Consider the following 26,783-nt stretch of genomic DNA (forward strand, 5'->3'; position numbering starts at 1 on the left):
GTAAGTGGGGGATCAACTGCCCGTAAAGGCGATTGGTTCAGGCAAACAGGATGTTGGTCACTTAGGCGTTGCCGCAGGACGCGGCGACCTTGGCCTGAGTTCCTTAACAATCAGTGGGGGATGATAGAAAGCCCCCACTGATTGAGGTTTCACTTTATTAATATCCACCGATCTAGATAAGAAGGGCTTACCTAATAACTTGTTAAAGGTCTGTGAACAAGCTTGATATATAATAGCATCAATAATAAAATAAAAGTATCACAGAATGGAGAAAGGTTGTCTTTTGTAAATGAAAAAAAGACTCATTATTAGTCTCGTGTTACTATTAGGGATATTTTTGCAAGCGTGTTCGAGTGCAGAAAAAAGTGATCCTCCTGTAACGGAAGAGACACATACAGAAGTAGCTCATGGTGATATTCGGGAAGAAACAAGTAGTGCTACTAGTAAACCAAGTTTCTTACAAGACAAGCCGGAAGATATGCAATTAATTTATTTGGCAGTTGCTCAGCATCAAGAATTACTAGAAAATATGCCTTGCTATTGTGGATGTGGCGATTCAGTAGGACATAAAGATAATTATGATTGCTTTATTCATGAAAACAAGGAAGATGGATCCATCGTTTGGGATGACCATGGCACAAAATGTACTGTTTGCCTAGAAATAGCTGCTAAGGCGGTAGTTGATTATAATGATGGGAAGACGATGAAAGAAATTCGTAATGAAATTGATCAAGCATATGAAGAAGGCTATGCAAACCCTACAGATACAAAAGAAATCTAATGATAAAGAGCGAACAACGTCCAGTTCGTTTTTGTCGAAAACCATTCATTGACATGAATACGTGAAAATTCAATTCTCAACCAATTCATACAACAACTATTTTTATGAAAAATAGTTGTTGTAAAAATAAGGAGTATGGTATATTATGAATTGAGAACGAATATCATTGTCAATAAAGAAGTTCGAACGGGGGTATAATGAATTAAAGAGAAAGGCTATTTTTTTTAATAGCTATTGATAATGATTATCATTAATATACATAAAAATAAGAGGTGACTGAAGTGAAAAAATTATTAACAGTATTTAGTCTGATCATTGCAATGATGATTATAACTGCTTGTGGAACAAATGATGCTAACAGCGGAGATAAGAAGGAAAAGGAAGAACCGAAAGTAGAAGCGAAAGAACTAACAATTACACATGAATTGGACGAAACGAAAGTACCAGTAAATCCTAAAAAAGTAGTCGTCTTTGACTTTGGATCTCTTGATACATTGGATAAATTAGGTGTTGAAGTAGCAGCATTACCGAAAACCAATATCCCAAAATATCTAGAAAAATATGAAGATGAAAAGTATGAAAATGTTGGTAGCTTGAAAGAACCAGATTTTGAAAAGATCCATGCATTGGATCCGGATTTAATTATCATTTCGGGAAGACAATCTGATATGTATGAAGAGTTCAAAGAAATTGCCCCTACTATATATTTAGGTGTCGATACATCTAGATACATGGAATCATTTGCTGAAAATGCAAAAACGATTGGTAAGATTTTCAGTAAAGAGGCAGAAGTAGAGGAGCAATTATCGGTTATCAATGAAGATATAGAAAAATTAAATAAAGAAGCATCTACACTAGAAGGTAAATCGTTAATTGTGTTAGCAAATGAAGGAAAAGTTAGTGCATATGGTCCTAGTTCTCGCTTTGGTATTATCCACGATGTTTTCGGTTTCGAACCGGCTGACTCATCAATCGAAGTATCGACACATGGTCAAAGTGTATCATTCGAATATATTTTAGAGAAAAACCCTGGCTATTTATTCGTCATTGACCGTGGAGCCGCTGTTGATGGAGAATCGGCTGCCAAAGACATCATTGAAAATGACTTGGTTAAAGGCACTGACGCGTATAAAGATGGAAAAATCATCTATTTAGACCCTGATTTCTGGTACCTATCTGGCGGAGGTTTGGAATCCGTTTCACAAATGGTAAAAGAAGTAGAAGCTGCAATAAAATAAGTTTTGAAAAGAGGATTAACCGTATAAAGCGGCTAATCCTCTTTTGTATTTTCAGCTATGCAATTAAAGCAATAAACTTACTTTTTATAATAAGCTCTTGATACAAGTAATCCCACAGCGCCAAGTAAGATAAACAACAATGCTTTGACTGCCACCGAAATAAATAGTAGATCGAATAAAATAATTTTGCCAAGTGTAAGAAAGAGAATGCCTGTGCCTACATATTTACCTTGAATAATCGATAAGCTTTTCCCGAGCACCATGAAGACAATCGCAATGATAATCCAAAGTATACTCATGACAATTCGCTCCGTATTCTCTCCAGCACTATCAGTAATGAGTATGGATAGCGCCGCAGTAAACACTAGTAATAGAATGGAAAAATAGGGAACACCTACATTCATTATCGTTGGATGTTCCTCTTTTAAATGATTAGCCAAATAATTAATAGCATAGCCTGTAGCGGAAATAAGCACAATCCAATGTAACATTTCCCAAGAAATCCATCCAGGAATAGATATAGTAACAGTGAATATTGCGCCTAGACTATAAGTGAAAATCCCTAATAAAGTATGGAATATCCCTTTATATTTATGTGCGACAAACATATAAATAAGACTTGATATGAGTAATACTTCAATTGTCATGTCACTAAACATTGTATTAGCAAAAAATAATCCTGCCATCAAAGTATTGGCAATAAAGATCGGTGCTCTAACAATGTCCTTCTGATAAGCGTAATAGGTTATTCCATAAAGTAACGCAATCATCGAGAATACGATGGAAGACTCGGAATCTGTTAATACGAGTTTAATCCAAAGGGACGATAATAAAACACTTGAGAATAAAGTATAAGCTTGATTTTTTAATTTATCATTGGTGTTAATAAAACCAGTAAGCAAGGCTAATTGCTGAATGATAACTGGTGAAACGGCTAACCATTTATAATGATCTGGGACATTTGCGATAAGGAAAAATAATAATAATGTGATATTTAATAAGATGGCAGAAAGATAATACAAAACAATATAGCGATTTTTTAGTGCTAGCCAGATGAATAATACGTAAAGTAATGTTTCATAAATGATGAATATAGGTATATTAGGTGTCGTACTTACAATTAAAAAAGGGACAAGCACACCACCAACAGCTGATACGAGCCCAATACTTTGTGATTTAAATGTATAAGTGAAAAATAGACCTAATGCAATCCAGATAACATTTAGTATAAAGGAAACTTCAGGACCAGTCATTTCATAGAGTTGATGCATCGTGAATGTTGTTAACATCAAAATGGGGATCGCACCACCAACTAATACCTGCCCTAAAACTGTTCGGTTTTTATTCAACTGCATGATGCCGAACACAATAAAGGCGGCTGCAGTAATAAAACCAAGCAAGACCTTTACACTCTCCGTCAAATATCCGTAGTCTGAAGCTGCTTTAAAGCCCCAAAGAATACCAATAATAAATACGAATATAAACAGGCGTGGTAATATCTTTTGAAAGATGAGGACGTCCCACTCGATTGGCTTACTTTCTATTTGATGTAAAGCTGGTGTGGTTTGTTTAACTACAGGTATAGTGGCTGCTGACCTAACAGCTAATGTTTTGTCGGAATTACTTATATCTAATTTCTTTTCAAGATAACTAACTCGATTTTCTAAATAATGAATTCGTTCTTCAAGAGTTGGTTTATTCTCCATGTCATTCCCACCCTTCACTGCAATAATAGACATATTTTTCTATAGATGCCTGTTCAAAAAAGAGAATAAAAAAGGCCAAAGCCGACTAAGACCACTACGTCCTGTGATAACTCAGCACTAGGACTCCTATCAGTCCGTCGAAGTTCTAGGAAGCTCCCCCTTCAAACACCGCAGCACTTGCATACGATGCTGTTGCTCATTGGACGTACTTGCACAGGAAGTGCTGACTCTGTGTTGCTCATTTGGACGTACTTGCACAGGATGTGCTGGCCTCTGTGTTGCTCACAGGACGTGAGCGTTCTTAACAGAGGTCCCTTTTCTTAACAGAGGTCCCTTTTCTTAGCAGAGGATCCTTTTCCTATATTTGAGAAACGGAGAAGCGAGCAGACAACGATTTGACAGCCATTTTTACCGGACCATTTAAACATCCCCTATAAAGTATATTAGTTAAATGTCTCTAATATCCTTTATATTTCCATAAGGAATTTAAACCAATATGATGCTACTATGGTAACATGGTGTCTATATTGGGTTCTGCCGAATTACCTTACGAAGGAGTGTTGGGCATTGTTGTTACAATGGTTAAAGCAATCAAAGTATACGGTTATTTTATCTGGAGCAGGTATGTCTACGGAAAGTGGTCTCCCTGATTTCAGATCAGCAAATACAGGAATGTGGAATAAGGAAGATCCAAGTAAAATTGCCAGCACGGAGGCATTAAATAAGAACGTCGAGTTGTTTTTTGACTTTTATCGACATCGAGTGCTTGGCCTGAATGAATGTAAGCCACATAAAGGTCATGATATTTTGGCGAAATGGGAGAAAAACAGGGTGATTCAAAGCATTATTACTCAGAATATTGATGGATTTCATCATGAAGCGGGAAGTGAAAGGGTATCTGAACTCCATGGCACGATGAAGAAGGTACATTGTCAAACCTGTGGGAAGGTATACGGGAATGACACGTATGCAGAAGGGAAATTTCAATGTGAATGTGGTGGGACACTTCGTCCATCCGTTGTTTTATTCGGTGAAATGCTTCCTGAGAATGCGCTCTTAAAAGCTACAGAGGAAAGTGAAAAAGCGGAGTTGTTTATCGTTTTAGGTTCTTCCTTAACTGTAACACCAGCAAATCAATTTCCATTGATTGCAAAACAAAAAGGAGCCAAGCTTGTGATCATAAATATGGAGCCAACAGAATTTGATATATATGCGGATCTTGTTATCAATGATCGGAAAATTGGGGATGTCTTAAAGGAAATGGATGATGAATTAGAAGTTCGAAAAGATATTTAATATGATGAAAGTCAAATTCCTCAGCTAATCTCAAACCAGCGGAGGGTTTTAATATATAATATTCAGTTGGTTGGCGGGATTAGTCCGATGATTTTATTGCTAATCTTGTGGGTTATCGAAAAAGTTCGAAGCTCACATAAATACGGAATTAACTTTCTTCACAATGTATTACTAGAAATAAAAAACCTCCACTATAAAAAGGAGGCCACGGAAAAAGTCCTTTTAAATAGGATTACGCCAAAAACTGTTGATTTCCGTTCCGAGCGGACGCTTTCCGGGGGGCGTGCGGTGAGCTTCCTCGTCGCATGCGCTCCAATCAACGTAATATCTTCCATACAGAGATAGAATTAAACGTAAAAAAATAAGCGATTCATTACAAATTGAAATCGAGGAATGGGTCGCTATTTTATTATATAATCGTGTTATCAAATGTAGGTGGTGTCCCCGATGATTGCTAATCAAGAAACGCTAAAACTTAGCCCATTGATGGCAATTTACGATATCGTTGTGGCTATATGGCAATCCACAAAGGACACGATGGAAAACGGGATCAACGAGAGAAAGGAAAGAATCCTAGAATAAAATGTTTTTTGATATTGAAAAATGTAAGGTTTATCTGTTTCAAGAAGGTTGTTATAAGGAAGGTGCAAAAAGTAAAACCTATTCTATGACGATTAAATCGACGGGACATAAGGGATCAAGAAGCGTTTCAAAATAGTGAAGTGTTTATAGAAAAGGCAAAATCTCGCTATAAAATTGAAGCAAAGAATAGTGAGTTGAAACATAGGCACGGGTATAATGTAACCACTTCAGCGGGTCTATTTGGTATGCGGATACAAGGAGCGATGGTTATATTTACGGTCAATCTCAAAAGAATTAGGACGCTAATGAGAGAATTAGAGTAAAGAATGTGAAGAGAAAAGACGCTATTCTGTTCAATTTCGAACAAAATAGCGTCTTTTTCAATTCAGGTTTACTTACAGGAAAACGCAAGTTTTTTCAGTGGCCTATAAAAAGCGGAGGGCAACCAAATTATTCTTTCAAATCTTCAATCGAATCAATATCCATATACTTAGGAACTACAAGGCCAATTTTTACGCCTTCCATATTAACACCGATTTCTTCGAATTTACCTTCGAATTTGTCTGCATATGTTTTATGTGTAATAGGCATCCATGCAGCAAGTGTAGCATCTGCACTTCCATCAGCAACTGCTGTCCACATAGGTCCAGCTTCCACTTGTGTAAGTGTTACTTTAAAGCCCATATCTTCAAGAACGATTTTCATTACATTATGACTGGCAATTTCACTATCCCATGCAACATATGCAAGTTTAATTTTATCGCCATCTACTTTTTCAACGTCATTTGTCCATTCAGCTACTTTATCAGCATTATCATCGATCCATGCTTGAGCAGCAACTTCTGGTTTTTCGCCTTCTTGAATAGCAACCATTACTTTACCCATGTCTTCTTCTGTCCATTTAAACTGTTTTAAAATTTGATATGCTTCTGGTAAATCTTTTTCCAATCCTGTGCGACCAATTGTACGGATTTCTTCTTCACCACCGTAAACACCTTTTGGATCCTCTAAGTATTTTAAATCATACTTAGAAAATTTCCAGTGTGGCGTCCAACCAGTGATGATAATCGGCTTTTCTTTGTCATAGGCTTTTTTCAAAGAAGCAGTCATAGCGGCACTTGAACCAGAAACAAGATCCCAATCTGATAATTCATATTCCTCGATTGCTTTTTCCGTTTGTTGCATAATTCCAGCACCTGGATCAATTCCAGTAATTTTATAGTTGACAGATTTACCAACGGATTCTGTTTTATCCGTATCGTTTTCTGTTTTTGCGTCGTTGCCACAAGCGGCAAGACCAACTGCAAGTAAGACAGCTACACTTAATCCTGTAATTTTTTTTGCGAAATTCATGATAAAGTTCCCCTTTGTTTTTGTTTTCCAGCATGTTGTGTAATTCTGTCTAAAATGATTGCTACAATCACTATCGACAATCCAGCTTCTACACCGACACCGGTTTTTAATTGTGTTACAGCACGATATACTTCTTCACCAAGTCCTGGTGCACCGACCATAGATGCAATCACAACCATTGATAAAGCGAGCATGATACTTTGGTTAATACCAGCCATGATGGTCGGCATTGCCAGTGGTATTTGTACCTTAATTAACTTTTGTCCAGTTGTTGATCCAAAAGCTTCTGTTGCTTCAATTAAATCTTCAGGCACTTGACGAATGCCTAATATCGTTAAACGGATTGTTGGTGGCATAGAAAAAATAACCGATGCAACAACTCCTGGAACAACACCAATATTGAAAAAGAATATCGCCGGCAATAAGTAAACGAATGCTGGCATTGTTTGCATTAAATCAAGAATGGGTGCAACAATTTTTCGCACAGTTTCTTTCTGGGACGACCAAATGCCAATTGGTATGCCGATTACAATGGAGATGACCACAGAGGTTATTACGAGGGCCAACATTTGTAGCATCGGATCCCAATAACCTAGATAATCAATAAGCAATAAGCCGATTAATGAAAAAGTGGCTATTTTTCGCGTAGAAATTACCCATGCGAGTAATGCAAATAAAATAGCGAGAATAATAGAAGGAATAAACCCTAGTCCAGTTACAATCCCATTAACTAAACCTTCCAATACAGTTGTTATGCCATCAAAAACAGTTCCAAATGTAACAACAAGCCAATCAACAGCATCGTCTATCCAAGTAGCAAGTGGTATTCGCGGAAGTAAGTTTTGCAATTAATTCACCTCCTGCAAGTTAGTTTTCGACTCATCTTGCCCATTGATAAAATCATTGTCGCCAGATAATGCACCAATCAATGCACCACGGATAATAATCCCTTGGAGTCTTTTTTCTTCATTTACTACAGCAACTGGTATTGGGGCAGTTGAAACAAGATTGAAAAGGTCTGTCAGCAAGGTTTCAGAAGGTACAGTAGAGATATCTTGTATGAGGACATCTTGAAGAGAATGACCTAATTCTACAGCGTTGTTTGCATCCTGGGCTGTCACAGCTCCTATTAGCCTGTTTTGCTTGTCAACTACATAAATGGAAGAAATTCCATGATGCTTCATTAATCTAAGTGCTACTCTTGGGCCTCTATCAAGTTGTACTGTTTCGGCTTGCTTCATAATATGTCCAGCTGTTAACACTTTTGATAAATCTACATCTTCAACAAATTTCTCTACATAATCATTTGAAGGATTCATTAAAATTTCTTCAGGTGTTCCGATTTGAACAATTTGCCCATCTCTCATTAGCGCAATTCGGTCACCGATTCGTAAGGCTTCATCTAAATCATGGGTAATAAAAATGATTGTTTTACCCATTTCATCATGTAATTGCAATAATTCATTTTGCATATCCTTACGAATAAGTGGATCTAAAGCACTGAATGCTTCGTCCATTAACAAAATGTCTGGATCATTAGCAAGTGCCCGAGCAAGACCAACACGTTGTTGCATTCCACCACTTAATTGATCTGGATATTGATTTTCATATCCTGCCAATCCAACTAGTTTCAAAGCTTCTTTTGCTTTCACTTGGCGTTCGTCTTTGTTGATCCCTTGGATTTCTAATCCGTATTCGGTATTTTCTAAGATATTTCTATGAGGGAATAGGGCAAACTTTTGAAAAACCATCCCAATTTTTTTTCTTCTTACTTCGCGGAGTTGCTCTTTATTCATTTGCACAATATCCGCACCATCCAATAAAATATGACCAGCTGTTGGATCAATGAGTCGATTTAATAATCTCACCAATGTAGACTTTCCACTTCCGGATAGACCCATGATGACAAAAATTTCACCTTCGTACACATCAAAGCTTGCATTTTTTACACCAACTGTTGCACCAGCCGCTTTTAATATTTCATTTTTGGACTTACCTTCTTTTAAAAGCTGATTCGCTTTCTTTATGTTTTTACCAAATATCTTTGTTGCATTTTTGACCTCTATTTTTTTATGGCCTGATCTCTCATCCATGTTTTCACTCCCTAATCTTATGAACCTATATAAGTGTATTAGAAAAAGTGCATGTAACACAAATGTCATATAACGGCATATTCTATCTGTATAGTACGTACAGTATAAACTGTACAAACTTAACTAGGGGTATCCTCAATAATCCTGCCAAATGCTCCACTTTACTCATGTGAATGATTCTTTACAATATGGTGAGCGTTATTATATTCTAGAAGAAACATCGTGTTTAAGCATTTTGAAGGATGTGAAAAAGAAGTGGAAGGTAAAGAGCGACTTGAAAAAGCTCGTGAGCGTGTTATTGAAACAATTGGACAAAATATACATTTATATGGTGCTACGTCTTCAGCTGGAAGGCTATACGGAATGATGTTTTTTCATCAAGACCCATTAACACTTGATGATATGAAGGAAGAACTCGGTATGAGTAAAACGAGTATGAGTACATCTGTAAGAACTTTATCTGATTTAAAGATGGTAGAACGGGTGTGGAAAAAAGGGGTAAGAAAAGATTTATATCAAATAGAAGAAGATTGGTATCAAAGCTTTATAGATTTATTTTCGACAAAATGGAAAAGTGCCAACTCGATGCATTTATCTGCTATAAAAAAGTCATTAGCGGAGTTAGAACAATTAACTACCGATAATAATATTAGTCCAGAGATTCAAGCAATGGCTACAGAAGATATAGCAAAGTTGAAATATATGTCTGAATACTATGAATGGCTTAACCGGTTAGTTGCCGTATTTGAGGATCATGAAATTTTTAAGCTAGTTCCCAAAAAAGCGGATCTATAATACAAAAAAAGCTTGATTCCATTAATGGAATCAAGCTTTTTTACATAGATTTATGCTGGAAAGGACACTTGCCTTCAATTGGCTTTATATCATCTCCGATAAAGTATTGCTTCCATTCTCTATGATCTGGATCACCATAATGGCTAATATTCGGATGTTTTGGCAAGCGATCCCACTTTTCTACTCGTGATCGAACCATTTCGCGCGACATGATTCCACCCTTTGATGTTCCTTCAAGACCATCAAATATACGTCGAGGTTGGAATCCTAGAATTAGACTATTACCCAAATCTCTCGTTTTTCGCTGCTTGTATGCTGGAGTATTACCAAAAACGAAAAAAGGCTCCTCAGCAAAAGAAAAATTCCATAAATGATGATCAGGGTCTTCCGGATAATCTTCAGGCCAAGGTTTTTTATCTACATCATGTAAATACTGTAGGACTTTCCAAAAATATGATCGATAATATTCAAGCGATTTTTCTTCCATTTCTGGTTCAACAAACAAGAAAAACCCATGGCGAATCAAAGTCTCAGATTCATCAAACAGGTCAATAAAGTCTTCTACGGTTTGTGGAAGGCTTGACCAATCATCGTGAGAAATATAGGAGTAACGCAGTTCTCCTCTTTTCTCAGCACTCATTCCAAATGTGCAAGGAAATGTCTTATCAGTGACTATGCTATTAAATGTCCGATACTCCCTAATAACCCAGTCGGGTACTAAATTAGCATTTGTCATATCCTTTTTAGTAAATAACCAGCTGTTTTCCCTTGTCATTACAAATTCACCTCAAAAGATTTATTACCCTCATATTAGGTTTCTAAAACGGAAATCAGCCTAAAACACTAACTGAGACCGTCCTCTGTTTATTGCAAGGTAGAGAAAATAATGACAATATTGTGGCCTTTGAAACAAAGTTGATAACTGAATGTTAGGGGAGACAGGTGCTCGTAATCCGTGCTTATTAAAAACTATGCGAGATATTTGAAATAATGATGAAAATATTTTTGTTCTATCACTATCTATCCTCATTAACTGAATTCGAAGAAAATTTACGATGACAAGAGGTCTATCGATAGAAATACCAATAAAAAATAGCCGCAAAATGATTAGCGGCTATTTTCTATATAAGCTTCAGAAGAAATGGCTGTAACTGTTTTTTGATATGTTTCTTGACTTTTTTTGTCCTTTAATAAAAATATGCTAATAAGGTCAATTAAATAAAGAACACTTAAATCTAAACCTGTGGAAACATACCCAGTCCGTAAAGGATGAATCGTCCATAAGACAGTCTCGGATAGCTTTGTAAGCAGCGTATCACCATAGGCGGTGAACGAGACGACTTTTGCGCCGTTATTTTTGGCTTCCTTTACAGAATGTAATAAATCTCTTGTCTGCCCCGAACGAGAAAATGCTAGCAGTAAATCGCCCTTTTGGAATAATGTACTCCTAATGATCATTAAGTGTGGATCTGTCACAGCCTCAGATGCAAAGCCCATTCTACTTAATCGATAATTTAATTCCTGGGCAGCGAGTCCTGAACTGCCCAGACCATAAATATACAATTTCTTTGCTCTTTGGATATGGTGCATGACTTCATTTAAAGCTTCTTTTCCACTAAGTCCTTGAATATCATCGAGTATATCCTCATACTGGCGCTTTAATTTTGAGTCAACGTCTTCATCAACTTCTTGATAGGCTTCTCTAGCTAGTTTGATTTTCAATTCGACAAAATTCCTACATGAGACCTTTTTGCAAAATCTTGTGATCGTAGCTACTGAAATATCAGTTTTGGCAGCAATATCTTTAATATTACTCTCGGCAGCTTCGAGCGGTGAAGAAAGTAAATAATCCGCTAAACCTCTTTCTTTTTCTGAGAAGGAGGAATATCTGGATTGTATTTCCTTCAATAGTGTAACCATCCATTACACTCCTTTGATCTCCTCTACAAACCGGCTAGTAATTTGCTGAGGTCTTGAAATAGCTCCTCCTACGACAACGGAATAAGCGCCAAGGGAAATTACTATCTTTGCCATTTCAGGTGTAATAATATTACCTTCAGCTATAACTGGAATGTGAATGTTATTTAAAATGATCTTAATGAATTCGAAATCATTCTCATATAGTTTACATCCGCTTGTTTCGTTTGTATACCCGTAAAGAGTGGTAGAAACACAGTCAAATCCTAAACGTTCTGCTTCAAGTGCATCTTCCAACGTTGAAATATCCGCCATTAACTGGATATGTGGATGATTCGTTTTAACATAATCAACAATATCTTTTAACTGTTCGCCATTTGGACGTTTGCGCAAAGTGGCATCCATGGCAATCATTTCGCATCCTGATTCAATTAATTCTTCTACTTCTTTTTTTGTTGCTGTAATGAAAACATCACTATCAGGATAATCACGTTTCACAATTCCGACTACAGGTAAAGAAACTTCTTTTTTTATTGCTTGGACATCTTGCTTTGAATTTGCACGAATACCAACCGCACCGCCAAGCTTAGCAGCAAGTGCCATTTTTGCCATTATAAATGAACTGTGAAGAGGCTCATTCTCTAGCGCTTGACAAGAAGCAACAAGTCCATGATTAATTTTATCTAACATCATTATTCACCCACTATTTCTGTGATTTCGTTTTTAATAATTGTTACATGTGGTCCATAAATGACTTGGACACCTTTACCTTTCATTACGACACCTTTTGCTCCTGTTTCTTTCAATAATGCTTCATCTACTTTATCAGCATCATTGACACTAACACGCAAACGAGTAGCACAGCAATCAACATTTGTTAAGTTGTCAGCGCCACCTAATGCAGTAATAATTGTTTGTGCTCTTTCGCTTGAATTTTCCGCTGTTGTTGCTTTTGTTAATTCTTCATCTTCCCGGCCAGGTGTTTTGAAATTGAATTTTTTAATTAAGAATGTAAATAGGAAGTAGTAGACAAAGAACCATGGAATACCAATAATTGGAACCATTATCCAGTTTGTTTTCGCATTTCCTTGTAAAATTCCAAATAGGACAAAGTCGATAAATCCTCCCGAAAACGTTTGACCAATTGTAATTTGGAAGATATGAGCCATCATAAAGGCTAGTCCATCTAAGAATGCATGTACAACATAAAGTACGGGAGCGATAAACAAGAATGAGAATTCAATTGGTTCTGTAATTCCTGTTAAAAATGATGTTAATGCAGCTGATCCCATCAAACCTGCAACTATCTTTTTGTTTTTCGGTTTTGCTGTACGATAAATGGCATATGTCGCGCCAATAAGACCAAACATCATTGTAATAAAACGTCCAGACATAAAACGTGAAGTGCCACTATAAAACTTTTCAATCGTAGGATCAGCAAGTTGTGCAAAGAAAATCCGCTGTGTTCCTTCAATTAGCTGTCCATCAACAATGAGTGAACCACCTAAGCTAGTAGTCCAAAAAGGCATATAAAATATATGATGAAGACCGAATGGACCTAGTAAACGTAACACGAATCCATAAATAAAGGTCCCAATATACCCAGTAGTTTCTACTAATCCGCCCATTTTAAAAATCCCGGCTTGAATAAATGGCCAAACTAGGAACATAAGCACTCCTAGAAAAATAGCTGCGAATGAAGAAATAATCGGAACAAAACGTGATCCACTAAAGAAACCTAAAAAGGCAGGAAGTTCTTTTTTATTATACCGATTATGGAGTAATGCAACTAAAATCCCAACCATTACACCGCCGAAGACGCCTGTTTCTAAAGTGTGAATACCCAGTACTAAACCTTGCCCAGCAGATGCAGGATCTTCTGTATTAAGAATTCCCATGATAGATAATAATGCAGAGATCGTCGAATTCATAACTAGGAAACCAAGCATACCTGCAAGCCCAGCAGTTCCCTTATCACTTTTTGCTAAACCAACTGATACACCTATTGCAAATAGTAATGCAAGGTTAGCGAAAATGACATTCCCAGCACTGGACATAATGGTAAAGATGGATTGAAGCCATGCCACGTCCAAGAATGGATATGCCTTAACTGTATTAGGGTTAGATAAAGCGCCGCCAATTCCCAAAAGTAAACCTGCTGCTGGCAAAACAGCAATGGGTAACATAAATGATTTACCAAACTGTTGCGCTTTCTCGAAGAAACTATTCATCATGTGTACCTCCTTGATGTAAATTATTTTCATTTATTATTATAGAAAAGTAATTCAATAAATGCAATAGGGAATGTAAAGCACTTACAATTATTATTAGGAGTATGTTAAATAGTATGCCTTTAACATACTCCAAGTTTCTTCTCAATTTCGATAACTTTCATCTATATGTTACAATTAGAACAGTAAAATCAGTATGTAAAGGACGGAAATAATGAGTAAAATTCAAGCACCGATTAATAAAAATGATTATATAGATGTAATTTTTGAAGACTTAACACATGACGGTAATGGCGTAGCAAAAGTGGATGGCTATCCTTTGTTTGTTGCCAATGGGTTACCAGGAGAAAAGGCAAAAGTGAAAGTTACGAAGTTGAATAAAGGATACGGGTTTGGCCGTTTGATGGAGATATATGAAGAAAGTGAATATCGTGTGGAACCGCCTTGTCCTATATATTCACAATGCGGTGGCTGTCAGCTTCAGCATTTGAGCTATGAGGGACAATTACTCGCTAAAGAAAAGCAGGTACGGGATGTAATGCAACGGATTGGAAAATTGGATAATGTAAAAATTCATCCGACGCTAGGTATGGAAGATCCATGGCGTTACCGAAATAAAGCACAAGTTCCCATTGGAGAACGAGAAGGCGGTTTAATTGGCGGCTTTTATCAACAACGTTCACATGACATTATCGATATGGAGGAGTGTCTGATCCAATTCGAACAAAATGATGTCGTATTACAAAAAGTAAAAGAAATTTGCGGGAAATATGGTGTCAGAGCATACAATGAACAGGCCAATAAAGGAACGCTTCGCCATGTGATGGTTCGGTACGGAAAAGTAACAGGTGAAATCATGGTTGTTTTGATTACACGTACACCAGATTTGCAGAATCAGAAAAAGATCATTGAAGAAATTACGGCAGCGATTCCTGGTATTAAATCAATCGTGCAAAACGTAAATAAAAAACGTACGAATGTTATTTTTGGCGAGCAAACGAAAGTACTTTGGGGAGAAGAGGTTATCTATGACTATATCGGTGACATTAAATTTGCCATATCAGCTCGATCCTTTTTTCAAGTAAATCCCGAGCAAACGAAGGTTCTCTATGACAAAGCCCTGGAATATGCCGGCTTAAGCGGAAATGAAAATGTCATTGATGCATACTGTGGAATTGGAACCATTTCACTTTTCCTAGCAAAAAAAGCTAAGAACGTATATGGAGTCGAAATCGTTCCCGAAGCAATAGAAGATGCAAGAAAAAATGCAGAACTAAACGGCATCACAAACGCCGAATTTGCAGTCGGCGAAGCGGAAGTTGTCATTCCCAATTGGTATAAACAAGGCAACAAAGCAGACGTACTCGTCGTTGATCCTCCACGCAAAGGCTGCGACCAAGCATTGCTAGATACAATTATCAACATGAAACCAGAAAAAGTTGTTTATGTATCATGCAACCCAGCGACCCTAGCACGTGATTTAAGAATATTGGAGGATGGAGGGTATCAAACGGTGGAAGTGCAACCGGTGGATATGTTTCCGATGACGACTCACGTGGAGTGTGTATCGTTGCTACAAAGAAAAACTATATAGAAATCCTTAGTTTTAAACACTTTCACAAGCATTTCGTGTTTGTAGGAGAAGGTGAAAAAACTAGAAATAAGGTACTGAAAAACCACATTACCGTTTCAGTGGTAATTGATCTGGGGTGTGGGAACACAAGGGAATATTAAAGTTTAACTTAAATATATATTTATTTCAATAAAAGGCATGTTTATAGTTCATGAGATGCCGTTGTAGTCCGACTATACATTTATATCTAGTACAGCACTTGTTAGTTATGTTCGTAAAGTAGAGAGAATATAACCCTTATTTTCAACTTATTACGAGGTGAAAATAAGGGTTAATTATATTGGAGAAATGATTAGTAGATAATAATAAATATAAAATAATAGAAACAAGCAATGTTAAATCCATATATAAGAGTCGGAAAGTTCAAGTAAGAGTGATTTTATCTTTTTATAGAAGGAGAATTCCTATTGCACCTATGAATGGTGGTAATATTTAAGTGTGCATAAACGAAAATGGATTTATAGATATCAGTGTTACCTTGCCTAAAGTAGGGAGGAGAAAGTACGGAAACCAATCTAAGATTAATACTTGATTTGTATTTTGGAACGGGACACTTTTCCGAATCATTATTAGTAGTCTAAAAATTTCATAGTATAAAGTTATCACATGCAGGAAATAGGATTAAAATATGTGTTTAAATCGAAGAATTTATATAAGGAAAAATAACACTATCTATCACAAAATATATGTAGTTAGTTGATATTATCACTTATAAATGAGAATATAGTACTATGGAAATAACTTGAATCGGGGGTGCGAAATGGAATTATTACAAAGAAAATTAAATTATAGAGAAGGCAGTTTAGATTTTAAAGAATTTAAACAAAATGGCATTCACGGTATAGCTAAATATCCAGCTATGATGGTTGCACCTATGCAAGAGAAAGTATTAAATGATATCTTAAAAGTAGAAAAAACAATAAAGAATATATTTGATCCATTTCACGGCTCAGGAACAACCTTAGTAGTGGGTAAAGAGTTGGGGTTAGAAACAATAGGAGTTGATATAAATCCATTAGCTAATCTATTTACTGATGTGAAGCTCACTGGCGTAGATCATTTAGTTATTAAAACTAAAAATTCTATTCTAGAACAACGTTTAAATGAAAATTACACGTTACATGATTTCAGTAATATTAATAAGTGGTTTAGAGAAGACATTATTGAAGACCTAAGTAAAATTAAAACAGCTATATCTAAAGAAGAAGATTATATAACAAGAAGATATTATTGGCTCTGTTTTTCTAATATTATCTATAAATATAAAAATTCTCGAAAATCAACTTTTAAGCTACATGTGAAGAAAGAAGAAGACATAAAAGTAATTATTAACAATGTAGTGGAAGACTTTATCTTAGAAATTAATGAGAGATTTGAGGATCTTCCAAACTATAAATCTAATATTACTCACAGGTTAATTACAAAAGATGTGAGAGAGGCTTGCTCCGAAATAAAAAAAAAAAGCATAGATATAATTTGTACATCTCCACCTTATGGGGATAATGCTACTACGGTAACATATGGTCAGTTTTCAATACTGGCTTTGTTGTGGATAGATGAAAAAGATTTAGATATTCCACATCCAGACGTATTAACAACATTTTCAAAAATTGATTATTTGAGTTTAGGTGGAAAAAGGAATGCTTCATTAGAATGGGATGTTTTATCATTAAATCAGGTTTTGAATCGTGTGTCTGAGAGTAAACAAAAGAAAATCAATTCTTTTTTTCAAGATTACTTCGAAGCTCTTATTGCAATTGTTGATACATTAAAAAAGAAAGGAATTCTAATGTTGACCTTAGGAAATCGAACGGTTGATGGTGAAATAATTTCATTAGATAAAATTACTGAGGAGTTCTTGGAACAGTATGACTTTAGTTTAATAACAGATGTGAAACGAAACATTCATAATAAGCGTATGCCTTCGAGAGTTTCTAAGTTGAAGGGACGAGGATCTGTAAAGTCTATGTCTCAAGAGACAATTTTAGTTTTTAGAAAGGAGCAATAGTATGGTAAATTTGAATTCTGAATTTGCGGAAGTAGAAGATATTATAAAGTTGGCGGCAAGTGTAAAAAGTCCTTTAGTTTCAATAGCAGAATTAGTAAAAAATGGTGCTGATGCAGGAGCAAAAGAAGTAATAGTGGATATAAGCAAGGAAAAAAAGATAATATGTGTTAATGATGATGGTAAAGGATTTAGTGATAATGATATTCAATATTTACACAGAATTTACTACTCAAATAAAAAAAAGGATGGGAATTTAACTAATAATCACAATGAGTTTTTTGCGGGAAGTAAGGGATTAGGCTTATTTTCAGCATTCTTTTTAGGGGACGAAATTGAAATAATTACTGAGAACCCAAATTTTAGTTATTCTGTAAAGTGGTGTAGAGATGCAATGCCTACAATTGAAGAGATTCCTACTACTGGAGAAACAGGGACGCAAATAATTATTCGCCAATTAAATGAAAAGAGATTGAATCATTTATTAAAGGAAAAAGAGTTGAAAAAATTTCGATTCGTTTCTTTTGGACTATATAATTCCAAGGCGACTTTACCTGAAATTAAATTATTGATAGATGGACAAAAAATCGAAAACCTTATTGAAATTAAGAATGTGGTTAATCATAAAATCAAAGTTAATTTTAGTTATAATAAGAAGACTCGGAAATTAGATTTTCAATATATTGCATTTAAAGAAGAAGTAGATCCCACAAGAGAAAAGAAAAGAAAAAAGATTAATGGAGAAAATTTAGTATTAGATCTTACTAAATCAAATGAAGCTATTTATGATTATATTCAAGAACATTATAGATTTGATTATTCTAATAGAGATGCGAAAAAATTAAATTACCAGATAGATGAAGATATTGATGAAATTATTGATTCATGGCCTTCCTTTGAAAGTGAATACTGGATAGAAGAAGGACCTAAGGCTGAAAAAGTAAAAGAGTTCGGTTATGGTGTTAAGTTATACGTGAATAACTATGCGCTGTATGACTATTTAAATCCAGAATTCGATTGGTTAGGATTAAGTAATATAAGTGATAATTATGTTTCAAATGCTTTTAAGTTAAGGAACGTTCTAGGCTATGTGAATTTTGTTGACTTTGATGAAAATACAGAGGAAATAGAGATTTCTGATGAGCGCGGTGGATTTTTAGAGTCAACCGCACTTGAGAATGTAATGCTTGGAATAAGAAATTTTATTACTCACTTAGCCATTAATATTAACGTTGTAATGCGTTCAAGTGATTTTGCAATACAAGAGAATCTATCTGGTGATCCAAGGGAAGGTCCGGAAGAAGGTATATCTGGTGATCCAAGGGAAGGTCCGGAAGAAGGTATATCTGGTGATTCAAGGGAAGGTCCGGAAGAAGGTATATCTGGTGATCCAAGGGAAGGTCCGGAAGAAGGTGTATCTGGTGATTCAAAGGAAGATCCGGAAGAAGGTATATCTGGTGATTCAAAGGAAGGTCCAGAAGAAGATATATCAGGTGATTCAGAGGAAGGTACATCTGGTGATTCCGGGGAAAGTTCAGAAGAAAGAATCTTAAAACAGAAGCAAAAAACTTTAAAACATGGACAAACATGGAATATTTATGACCCTAAAGTAGTTCATGATGGTGTTAGTCCCGAGAATACATTGTACACAGTAAGTGAATTTTGTAAAATAAATAACGGAATTTTTGAAGCTAATGAACCTGGTAAATTTGTTATTACTTACATTAGAGCTTCAGATCGTTCGAAAAAAGAAAATCTGAGTATTATAGTCACAAAAAGAAAAAAAGTTCAGAAGAAAAAAGGAGAAATATTCAATGATACGGATCTTGTAGTAGGTGAACTTTATTTGGATGAATTACATAATGTCGTAACAGAGGTAAAAGATATTGGTTACGATTCTTACCTTTTATTATCATCAATGTCTTTAAGGGTAGTGCTAGAAGATTTAGTAAAGAAAGAATGCCAGTACTCGGGTATAAATTTGAATAAGAGCTTAGCTACAAATTTTGAAAATGTAGTGGATAGCTTTTTACAAAGAATCGAACTTTCAAGTAATCCAGCAAAAAGCACGGAGATTAAAGATCTCCATAAAGAATTTAGAGGTAGAGATTCATTGAGAAATTTATTAACACATTTGAAAAACAATGCAAAAGTGGATGCAAATTCATTGAATTATGTGACACATAATCCAGCACCGATTTTAAATTCTGAAGATATTTATAACTTTGCCAATAATGTATTAGTTCCTCTTGGGCATTTAATCTCATCAGCAAAAGAAAAAGGAATTTAAGACCTTACAATAGATGAGGACATGTGCTAAAAGTTTTCTTTCTCAAAATAAAATGTTTTAATTACAAGACATTTAATTACAAGACATTTAATTAAAAGGTTTAAAGTACTGTTTCAACTTTCATAGACCAGGATATGGAAATATAAGAGAATAATATTTTTGACGTTCAATTAAAATGAGCGTCTTTTTTTATGCCTGAAAATGGAGAATAGAGGTGAAATATGACGGAACTAACTTTAGGAAGTATATTCGATGGAATTGGTGTATTTCCATTGGCGGCGTCTCGTTACGAGATTGCGCCAATTTTGGCAAGTGAAGTTGAAAAGGCTCCATTTCTATTACTAAACGACACTTTCCCGAAATACGTCATTTAGGAGATATTACAAAAGTTAATGGCGGAGAAATACCACCTGTTCATATCATTACATTTGGTTCGCCTTGTCAGAACTTATCCAATATTGGAAAAAGAGAAGGTCTTACAGGAAGTCAATCCAGTTTATTTTATCATGCAATCTGAATTATTGAGGAAATTAGGGGTGCAACGAATGAAACATATCCAGTTATCGCTGTTTGGGAAAACGTCATGGGAGCTTTTTCATCAAATAACCGGCTGGATTTTAAGGCCGTGCTCGTTCACAAATACGGAAATTCCAATGCCTGATTCTGGAGTCTGGGCAAATGCTGGAATGGTCCGAGGGAATAATGTTGATGTCTGTTGGACGTCCAATATTGGGGAAAGCCCACACTTGCTCAAAGAAGAAGAAGTATCTTTCTCGTGGCAGATTTTAGAGAGAAACGTGCCACAGAAAAATTATTTAAAGCCCGCGATTTGCAATCGGTTTTTACGTCTTGCGGAAAGGGCAGGCTGTCCCCCACCATTACCAGTGGAATATCTACTCAAAAAGCAGGGGGGAAAATACCCATCGTCCGACCCTTTCAAGAAAGACGCATGCGAAGTACGGCTAAAGAAAGAAACGAAAAAGGATTCCACGGAAGTTTTGGAAGAACAAAAGATCCTTTTCCAACTTTGCTCGCAGGATCAGTAAATTATTTTTCATTTTGGTACGAAGGAGAAGAAAAAGATGGATTTATTCGTCAACTTACCCCATTGGAATGTGAACGTTTGATGGGGTTACCAGAAAATTGGACAGGTTTAGGGCATAAAGGAGAAGTAATTAGCGATTATGCAAGATATAAAGCACTTGGAAATGCGATTGCCGTACCATGTGCAGAATATATCATGGCTGGTATTGCAGAAGTTTTATAGATAAACAAACTAACGTGTGACAAATTCTATCTGTTATGCTTTTTTAATTGTCTAAATCAAGGGGGAGTGTGATTTCTTTGGAAGAAAATGAAGCAAAAGTGATGGAATGGATTGACGATCATTTTGTTATGAATGAAATTGAGATTGAAGACTTCCCGTTTTTTCCTTTTTGGAAAAATGGAAGCTATCCGCTACAAAGTTTGTCATACTTTGGAACATCCGCAAAGAATATGACGCTATTTTCTACTTTTTTGTGGGTGACTGCAATTAAAATATTTGGCAATCTATGTTTTGCGATGCTCATCATGTTTGTTTCTGTTTGCACGAAGAAATATGCGCTGACTCTCTTCACTTGTACAGCCATAATCTTGTTACCCTATTATGGATTCAGCCTAGCATCCTCCAAATACATTTTGCCGGGACCACTCGGGTTTATGGTTTCCACTGGTTTCTTCAAGGGGAGCGAATACGAGTACAACATTTTTACAGATCAAATGGACTTAGTATTCCAAGGAGTCTCTACTATGGCATTACTTATCTTGTTTGCTGTCACCTTGTGCATGAGTATCGTTGCATTTATTGTGATGATGATCTGGCATACAAATGTATGGAGCACAAGGAAGCAAAATCGTTTGCTGAGGACATTTAGTCTTATGCTTTTCCTAGTGATTTCCGTATCTAGCCTTGCCGGCTGCACCTCTAATGAAAATACAGGAGATTATGATATTTACTATAATTCCACCAGACAGTCCTTTGAAAATGAGCACTATCGGTTTTATGTTGATGAAACAGACCTGAGCGATATTAAGCTCGTATTTGAGGATAAAGAAACTGGCGAAATTAGAAACTTTGTCAGAAACCCAATGCAATCATTAACAGCAGTTGAGACAAATATTTATGGCAATGGTTCGCTTGTCTACTATATGAAACTTGACCATGAGAAGTCAAAGTTTAATACATCCCCAGACAAATTTTCTGTTATAGAAGTAGATACGACGACATTTGATGAGAGGATTATTTTTGAAGGGAACGCAAATACAGCAAGAGACAGTTTTTTAGGGCTGAATAAAGCGCTTGATGCTGATACACTTTCTTTCTTTGGAATAGAGTTTTTCTTTTTGGATGAACATCGCATCTACTTTGTTTATGATGACGAGATAATGCAAGTAAATAAATTGACAGGTAAAATGAGTATTATCATTAGTCTTCCACCATTTAAAATCGTCGCCTTTGACGGCCAGAGTATTTATTATGTAAATGAAAAATACCAAGTTGCGAAGTATGATACGACGACAGAGTCGGAAACGGTTCTTCCCGATATCATCACAACGTATTTTGTTTTGACTGATACAGAACTGCTCTTTTTGAATCGTCAAGATCAATATAAAATATATGCCATGAATTTGGATGATTTCACAACCCGAAAAATCACGGACAAATCCGTACTGAGCTTTACTAGTGACGATCAAACTATTTTTTATGAGGGTAGGGATGACCTTAAGAAGTATCGGATAGATCGGGATGGAGAAAATGATACGCTAATCTCAGAGTAGCCTGTCGTATTACAGGTTTCAAAGGGGGGATAAACATGAATAAAAAAGAGAAGATTAAATATTGCAAGCATACGATTCACGTTGAGTGTGTATCGTTGCTACAAAGAGAAACTATATAGAAATCCTTAGTTTTAAACACTTTCACAAGCATTTCGTGTTTGTAGGAGAAGGTGAAAAAATTAGAAAAGTTCCTGAAAGATTACATGACTGTTTCTGTGGTAATTGATATGGGGTGTGAGAACACAGGGGAATAAGATTAGAAATTAGAACGACGATTGCGAATTGAGAATAATTGCGATCGTCGTTTTTATTTTTCTAAAGTTATTTATTGATATAGATTATCTGTTTAGCAAGCACTATTTTACCTAGAGTTGTATAGGACTATTTGTTTTATCAATATCTTCAATACAAATTGGTAAATCTGAAGTATGATTCATGGAAAATTCGTTCATAATCTTAAAGCAATACTGAAATCGAAATTCTTGCTCGTAGGTACGTCCTGCTAAATCATTATATCTTATCTTAAAGAATACATTATATGCTTTACTATGTTTATTACACCGAACTGAGAAATTAATAGTATCGTCAATAAAGGCATACTGTTTATCAAGATAATCATATAAAAAATGAATGTTTTGTTGAAGACCATCTGTTTTAAAGTAACAATTTGTTGACTCACTTTTTGTCATTTGTACAAGTTGAACATTTGTCGCACTTTCCTTACCCAAGTTTATCAAAGAAATTGGTAGTATAAGGCATGCTTCATTATTAATATTTTTAACATATATTTCCTTATTAAAAGATAGATGAAAATAAGGAATCAAAGATATTCTACTTTTGTTTTTAGAATAAAAGTTCTGCTCATCTTGCTCTTTTTGCCTTATATTTTCCTTATAAAACTCCCATTCTTTAGTTGTCCTATGATTCTTATAACTTAAATAGATTCCACCACTTGATACAATGAGTGCAAACAATGCAATTAAATTTGAAATATCCATAGGCGCTCTCCTAACAATTTATATTAATCTCTGTTTAATAGAATATCAAAGTTTGATATTCATTAATATGATCCCATCAGTTCGGTTTGAATAAAAAGATTCCGTCTTCCCAACTCCATCATTTTATGTTCTTTAATTCCATAAATTATTTCATTTTAATCACAGTTTCATTAGAATGTAGATGGTAAAAAATCACATCATTTTATTAAACTTTTTTATTGGAAAATAGGAACAATAAAAGTGCATTAACAGATGGTGGCAAAAGAATTAACATGATATTATGTAGGGGAAAGCAGGTGCAATATGAATAAAGGAAAGTTAAAAGTTAAATGTACAGGTCTGCATGAAAGTGGAAAGGGAATTGTAAATATAAAGGGGAAAGAATACCTTGTATCCAATCTACTTGAAGGAGAAACTGCAATCGTTGAGATAATAAAGACGAAACATAAAACTTCTGTTAATGTGGTCAAAATTGAAAAAGAATCAAAGCATCGGGTAAAACCAGAATGCTCATATTATAGCAAATGTGGTGGATGTCAGCTTCAACATATGTCCCACGAAGCACAGGACAATTTTAAACAAAGATTAGTTGAGGATCTTTTAAAATCATATTGCAAAGTAAATGATATTTTACCTATGAAAGAACCTTACTACTATAGAAATAAGGTGCACTCAACATTTGCCTATGATAAAAAGAGACAAATTATATCCGGGATCTACCAGGAAGAGAGTCATCATGTAATTGATATAGACGAATGTATGATACATGACCGTAAGGCAGATGAAATTATAGACACCATCAAAAAATTTATGAAGTCTTTTAAAATGCAACCATTTGATGAAGACACAGGTAGAGGGTTTCTAAGGCATATACTGATAAAAAGAGGATTTGCAACGAATCAAGTAATGGTTGTCTTAGTGACATCAACAAAAGTCTTCCCAGGTAAAAATAATTTTATCAAAGCATTGGTAAAAGCTCATCCAGAAATATCTAATATTATAATGAATATTAATAAGCGGAGAACGTCAGTAGTACTGGGAAATGAGGAAATTGTTTTATATGGGAAGGGATATATTGAAGATATATTATGTGGTGTAAAATTCCAAATTTCAGCCAAGTCTTTTTATCAAGTCAATCCAATTCAAACTGAAATTTTATATAACAAGGGAATTGAGATGGCAAAACTAAAAGGCAATGAAACAGTCATAGATGCATATTGTGGAATAGGTACGATATCATTAATAGTCAGCGACAAAGTGAAGAAGGTTATAGGTGTTGAACTAAATAAAGATGCAGTAAAAGATGCAATAAAAAATGCTAAAAACAATAATATTAAAAATGCCTATTTCTACAACGATGATGCCGGGGACTTTATGGTGAAACTAGCAAATGAAAATAAAAAAATGGACCTAGTAATCATGGACCCACCAAGGTCAGGAAGTGACGAAAAGTTTTTATCTTCTCTGGTCAAACTATCGCCACAGAAAGTGATTTATGTCTCCTGCAACCCAGTCACTTTGAAAAGAGATTTAAAATATTTAACTGAAAATGGATATAAAGTAAAAGAAATTCAACCAGTAGACATGTTTCCGCAAACGGCGCACGTCGAGGCTATAGCGTTGCTACAACGTTGACTATATAGAAATCCTTAGATACAAGCAATTTCACAAGCATTTCGTGTTTGTGGGAGAAGGTGAAAAAACTAGAAATAAAGTACTGAAAAACCACATTACCGTTTCGGTGGTAATTGATCTGGGGTGTGGGAACACAATAGAATTAAAATATTGTAAGGCGTTCAAATAAAATGAACGTCTTTTTTTTACGCCTAAAATGAAGGGTAGAAGGTGGAATATGACAAAACTAACTTTAGGAAGTTTATTTGATGGTATTAGTGTATTTCCATTAGCTGTTTCTCGTTATGGGATTCAACCAATATGGCAAGTGAAATTGAAAAAGCTCCCATATCTATTACGAAACGACATTTTCCTAACATACATCATTTAGGAGATATTACAAAAGTAAATGGTGGAGAAATACCACCTGTTCATATCATTACATTTGGTTCACCTTGTCAGAACTTATCCAATATCGGTATACGAGAAGGCCTTACTGGAAGTCAATCTAGTTTATTTTATCATGCAATAAGAATTATTGAAGAAATGAGGTGTGCAACGAATGGAACATATCCAGTTATCGCTGTTTGGGAAAACGTCATGGGAGCTTTTTCATCAAATAACAGGCTGGATTTTAAGGCCTTGCTTGAATCGTTCGCAAATACCGAAATTCCAATGCCTGATTCTGAAGTCTGGGCAAACGCCGGAATGGTCCGAGGGAATGATGTTGATGTCGCTTGGCGATTGTTGGATGCCCAATATTGGGGAAGTCCCACACTTGCTCAAAGAAGAAGACGTATCTTCCTCGTGGCAGATTTTGGAGGAACACGTGCCACAGAAATATTATTTAAAGCCCGTGATTTGCAATCGTTTTTTACGTCTTGCGGAGAGGGCAGGTTGCCCCTCGCCATTACCGTAGAATATCTACTCAAAAAGCAGGGGGGAGAATACCCATCGTCCGTCCCTTTCAAGAAAGACGTATGCGAATACAGCCAAAGTCGATTTAGTGAGTCAATATTTCACTTCGCCCCAATTTAATGGTGAAAAGGTTCAGATTGTTATGATGAAGCCTTAAAGTATGAGGGATTCCCCTATGTCTTTGGAGGGGATAATCCAAGAACTTCTTTTGATTGCAGTGGATTAACACAATGGAGTTATCGAAAAGCAGGTATTAGCCTGCCCCGATCAGCACAGCAACAGTATGACGTGACTGAGCAGATATCTTTATCTGAAGCAAAACCTGGCGATTTAGTGTTTTTTCATTCCACATATAACTCAGGAACCTATGTCACACATGTTGGTATCTATGTTGGAAACAAACACATGTATAATGCCGGCGATCCAACCGGTTATGCAGATTTAACAACTGCTTACTGGCAAAAGCACTTAATTGGAGCAGGACGTATTAAATGGAACATATCGAATAAATCG

General features: G+C 35.6%; 24 protein-coding genes and 2 pseudogenes. 17 read left to right on the forward strand and 9 right to left on the reverse strand.

Features of this window, described 5'->3' with window-relative positions:
- The first annotated feature begins 289 nt into the window (after positions 1–289).
- Positions 290–781, forward strand: coding sequence for a PCYCGC motif-containing (lipo)protein (locus MHB53_RS20850; RefSeq protein WP_340922030.1), 492 nt, complete (start codon positions 290–292; stop codon positions 779–781).
- Between the two features lie 281 nt (positions 782–1,062).
- Positions 1,063–2,019 carry a siderophore ABC transporter substrate-binding protein gene (locus MHB53_RS20855; protein ID WP_340922032.1) on the forward strand — a complete coding sequence of 319 codons (957 nt, stop codon included), beginning with the start codon at positions 1,063–1,065 and terminating at the stop codon, positions 2,017–2,019.
- A 77-nt stretch (positions 2,020–2,096) separates the two neighbouring features.
- Here MHB53_RS20855 and MHB53_RS20860 read toward each other — a convergent pair whose 3' ends face one another.
- Complete coding sequence (locus MHB53_RS20860; RefSeq protein WP_340922034.1) at positions 2,097–3,725, reverse strand: DUF2339 domain-containing protein; 1,629 nt, start codon at positions 3,723–3,725, stop codon at positions 2,097–2,099.
- A 567-nt stretch (positions 3,726–4,292) separates the two neighbouring features.
- Here MHB53_RS20860 and MHB53_RS20865 point away from each other — a divergent pair.
- The 3 genes and pseudogenes from MHB53_RS20865 to MHB53_RS20875 form a co-directional block, all read left to right on the forward strand.
- On the forward strand, positions 4,293–5,021 hold the full coding sequence (locus MHB53_RS20865) for an NAD-dependent deacylase (protein ID WP_340922036.1): 729 nt from the start codon (positions 4,293–4,295) through the stop codon (positions 5,019–5,021).
- A 447-nt stretch (positions 5,022–5,468) separates the two neighbouring features.
- A complete protein-coding gene (locus MHB53_RS20870; protein WP_340922039.1) occupies positions 5,469–5,603 on the forward strand; it encodes a hypothetical protein in 135 nt (44 codons plus the stop codon).
- Between the two features lie 4 nt (positions 5,604–5,607).
- Positions 5,608–5,926: pseudogene (locus MHB53_RS20875) on the forward strand (transposase); the annotation flags it as partial.
- 127 nt (positions 5,927–6,053) lie between these two features.
- Here MHB53_RS20875 and MHB53_RS20880 read toward each other — a convergent pair.
- From MHB53_RS20880 to proV, 3 genes are read right to left on the reverse strand one after another with little or no spacing between them, the layout of a single operon-like run.
- A complete protein-coding gene (locus tag MHB53_RS20880) occupies positions 6,054–6,956 on the reverse strand; it encodes a glycine betaine ABC transporter substrate-binding protein (RefSeq protein WP_340922041.1) in 903 nt (300 codons plus the stop codon).
- On the reverse strand, positions 6,953–7,804 hold the full coding sequence (locus tag MHB53_RS20885) for an ABC transporter permease (RefSeq protein WP_340922043.1): 852 nt from the start codon (positions 7,802–7,804) through the stop codon (positions 6,953–6,955). The genes MHB53_RS20880 and MHB53_RS20885 overlap by 4 nt, the downstream gene beginning before the upstream one ends.
- Positions 7,805–9,049, reverse strand: a complete 1,245-nt coding sequence (gene proV / locus MHB53_RS20890; RefSeq protein ID WP_340922045.1) for a glycine betaine/L-proline ABC transporter ATP-binding protein ProV — start codon at positions 9,047–9,049, stop codon at positions 7,805–7,807. It abuts the gene before it with no gap.
- 222 nt (positions 9,050–9,271) lie between these two features.
- On the opposite strand from proV, the gene MHB53_RS20895 reads away from it, so the two are divergent.
- Positions 9,272–9,844 carry a GbsR/MarR family transcriptional regulator gene (locus MHB53_RS20895; protein ID WP_340922047.1) on the forward strand — a complete coding sequence of 191 codons (573 nt, stop codon included), beginning with the start codon at positions 9,272–9,274 and terminating at the stop codon, positions 9,842–9,844.
- Between the two features lie 40 nt (positions 9,845–9,884).
- Here MHB53_RS20895 and MHB53_RS20900 read toward each other — a convergent pair whose 3' ends face one another.
- The 4 genes from MHB53_RS20900 to ptsG all read right to left on the reverse strand — a co-directional run bounded on the left by MHB53_RS20900 (position 9,885) and on the right by ptsG (position 13,992).
- Positions 9,885–10,619, reverse strand: coding sequence for a YqcI/YcgG family protein (locus MHB53_RS20900; RefSeq protein WP_340922049.1), 735 nt, complete (start codon positions 10,617–10,619; stop codon positions 9,885–9,887).
- Positions 10,620–10,951: 332 nt separating this feature from the next.
- Positions 10,952–11,764: a MurR/RpiR family transcriptional regulator gene (locus MHB53_RS20905; RefSeq protein WP_340922051.1), complete on the reverse strand. Its 813-nt coding sequence runs from the start codon at positions 11,762–11,764 to the stop codon at positions 10,952–10,954.
- 3 nt (positions 11,765–11,767) lie between these two features.
- Complete coding sequence (locus MHB53_RS20910; RefSeq protein ID WP_340924890.1) at positions 11,768–12,451, reverse strand: N-acetylmannosamine-6-phosphate 2-epimerase; 684 nt, start codon at positions 12,449–12,451, stop codon at positions 11,768–11,770.
- Between the two features lie 2 nt (positions 12,452–12,453).
- On the reverse strand, positions 12,454–13,992 hold the full coding sequence (gene ptsG / locus MHB53_RS20915; protein WP_340922053.1) for a glucose-specific PTS transporter subunit IIBC: 1,539 nt from the start codon (positions 13,990–13,992) through the stop codon (positions 12,454–12,456).
- 214 nt (positions 13,993–14,206) lie between these two features.
- Here ptsG and rlmD (MHB53_RS20920) point away from each other — a divergent pair, with 214 nt between their 5' ends.
- The 8 genes from rlmD (MHB53_RS20920) to MHB53_RS20955 all read left to right on the forward strand — a co-directional run bounded on the left by rlmD (MHB53_RS20920) (position 14,207) and on the right by MHB53_RS20955 (position 22,740).
- Entirely contained in the window at positions 14,207–15,586 is a 1,380-nt protein-coding gene (gene rlmD, locus MHB53_RS20920; protein WP_340922055.1) for a 23S rRNA (uracil(1939)-C(5))-methyltransferase RlmD, read from the forward strand.
- A gap of 799 nt (positions 15,587–16,385) precedes the next feature.
- The gene (locus MHB53_RS20925; RefSeq protein WP_340922058.1) at positions 16,386–17,633 is read left to right on the forward strand and encodes a DNA methyltransferase; all 1,248 of its coding nucleotides are present in this window, start codon (positions 16,386–16,388) and stop codon (positions 17,631–17,633) included.
- A 1-nt stretch (position 17,634) separates the two neighbouring features.
- Positions 17,635–19,920, forward strand: a complete 2,286-nt coding sequence (locus tag MHB53_RS20930) for an ATP-binding protein (protein WP_340922060.1) — start codon at positions 17,635–17,637, stop codon at positions 19,918–19,920.
- A gap of 221 nt (positions 19,921–20,141) precedes the next feature.
- A complete protein-coding gene (locus MHB53_RS20935; protein ID WP_340922062.1) occupies positions 20,142–20,294 on the forward strand; it encodes a hypothetical protein in 153 nt (50 codons plus the stop codon).
- 47 nt (positions 20,295–20,341) lie between these two features.
- Complete coding sequence (locus MHB53_RS20940; RefSeq protein ID WP_340924892.1) at positions 20,342–20,437, forward strand: DNA cytosine methyltransferase; 96 nt, start codon at positions 20,342–20,344, stop codon at positions 20,435–20,437.
- 28 nt (positions 20,438–20,465) lie between these two features.
- Positions 20,466–20,966: a hypothetical protein gene (locus tag MHB53_RS20945; RefSeq protein WP_340922064.1), complete on the forward strand. Its 501-nt coding sequence runs from the start codon at positions 20,466–20,468 to the stop codon at positions 20,964–20,966.
- Positions 20,948–21,187, forward strand: coding sequence for a DNA cytosine methyltransferase (locus tag MHB53_RS20950; protein WP_340922066.1), 240 nt, complete (start codon positions 20,948–20,950; stop codon positions 21,185–21,187). Before MHB53_RS20945 ends, MHB53_RS20950 begins: the two co-directional genes overlap by 19 nt.
- Before the next feature lie 77 nt (positions 21,188–21,264).
- Entirely contained in the window at positions 21,265–22,740 is a 1,476-nt protein-coding gene (locus tag MHB53_RS20955) for a DUF5050 domain-containing protein (RefSeq protein ID WP_340922068.1), read from the forward strand.
- A 365-nt stretch (positions 22,741–23,105) separates the two neighbouring features.
- On the opposite strand, the gene MHB53_RS20960 is transcribed toward MHB53_RS20955, so the two are convergent.
- Complete coding sequence (locus tag MHB53_RS20960) at positions 23,106–23,738, reverse strand: hypothetical protein (protein WP_340922070.1); 633 nt, start codon at positions 23,736–23,738, stop codon at positions 23,106–23,108.
- 303 nt (positions 23,739–24,041) lie between these two features.
- On the opposite strand from MHB53_RS20960, the gene rlmD (MHB53_RS20965) reads away from it, so the two are divergent.
- The 3 genes and pseudogenes from rlmD (MHB53_RS20965) to MHB53_RS20975 all read left to right on the forward strand — a co-directional run.
- Entirely contained in the window at positions 24,042–25,373 is a 1,332-nt protein-coding gene (rlmD, locus tag MHB53_RS20965; protein WP_340922072.1) for a 23S rRNA (uracil(1939)-C(5))-methyltransferase RlmD, read from the forward strand.
- 300 nt (positions 25,374–25,673) lie between these two features.
- Positions 25,674–26,390, forward strand: coding sequence for a DNA cytosine methyltransferase (locus MHB53_RS20970; protein WP_340922074.1), 717 nt, complete (start codon positions 25,674–25,676; stop codon positions 26,388–26,390).
- A pseudogene (locus MHB53_RS20975) lies at positions 26,323–26,768 on the forward strand (C40 family peptidase); the annotation flags it as partial. The gene MHB53_RS20970 and the pseudogene MHB53_RS20975, both read left to right, overlap by 68 nt.
- Positions 26,769–26,783 lie beyond the last annotated feature (15 nt).

Origin of the sequence: Bacillus sp. FSL K6-3431 (genome assembly GCF_038002605.1) — a bacterium.
In the GTDB taxonomy this organism is placed as follows: domain Bacteria; phylum Bacillota; class Bacilli; order Bacillales; family Bacillaceae_C; genus Lederbergia.

Coding starts and splice junctions, on each gene's coding strand:
- MHB53_RS20850 (WP_340922030.1), top strand. CDS start 290: ATGAAAAAAAGACTCATTATTAGTCTCGTGTTACTATTAGGGATATTT.
- MHB53_RS20860 (WP_340922034.1), bottom strand. CDS start 3,725: ATGGAGAATAAACCAACTCTTGAAGAACGAATTCATTATTTAGAAAAT.
- MHB53_RS20870 (WP_340922039.1), top strand. CDS start 5,469: ATGATTGCTAATCAAGAAACGCTAAAACTTAGCCCATTGATGGCAATT.
- MHB53_RS20880 (WP_340922041.1), bottom strand. CDS start 6,956: ATGAATTTCGCAAAAAAAATTACAGGATTAAGTGTAGCTGTCTTACTT.
- proV (WP_340922045.1), bottom strand. CDS start 9,049: ATGGATGAGAGATCAGGCCATAAAAAAATAGAGGTCAAAAATGCAACA.
- MHB53_RS20900 (WP_340922049.1), bottom strand. CDS start 10,619: ATGACAAGGGAAAACAGCTGGTTATTTACTAAAAAGGATATGACAAAT.
- MHB53_RS20905 (WP_340922051.1), bottom strand. CDS start 11,764: ATGGTTACACTATTGAAGGAAATACAATCCAGATATTCCTCCTTCTCA.
- MHB53_RS20910 (WP_340924890.1), bottom strand. CDS start 12,451: ATGTTAGATAAAATTAATCATGGACTTGTTGCTTCTTGTCAAGCGCTA.
- ptsG (WP_340922053.1), bottom strand. CDS start 13,992: ATGAATAGTTTCTTCGAGAAAGCGCAACAGTTTGGTAAATCATTTATG.
- rlmD (WP_340922055.1), top strand. CDS start 14,207: ATGAGTAAAATTCAAGCACCGATTAATAAAAATGATTATATAGATGTA.
- MHB53_RS20925 (WP_340922058.1), top strand. CDS start 16,386: ATGGAATTATTACAAAGAAAATTAAATTATAGAGAAGGCAGTTTAGAT.
- MHB53_RS20930 (WP_340922060.1), top strand. CDS start 17,635: ATGGTAAATTTGAATTCTGAATTTGCGGAAGTAGAAGATATTATAAAG.
- MHB53_RS20935 (WP_340922062.1), top strand. CDS start 20,142: ATGACGGAACTAACTTTAGGAAGTATATTCGATGGAATTGGTGTATTT.
- MHB53_RS20945 (WP_340922064.1), top strand. CDS start 20,466: ATGAAACATATCCAGTTATCGCTGTTTGGGAAAACGTCATGGGAGCTT.
- MHB53_RS20960 (WP_340922070.1), bottom strand. CDS start 23,738: ATGGATATTTCAAATTTAATTGCATTGTTTGCACTCATTGTATCAAGT.
- rlmD (WP_340922072.1), top strand. CDS start 24,042: ATGAATAAAGGAAAGTTAAAAGTTAAATGTACAGGTCTGCATGAAAGT.
- MHB53_RS20970 (WP_340922074.1), top strand. CDS start 25,674: ATGGCAAGTGAAATTGAAAAAGCTCCCATATCTATTACGAAACGACAT.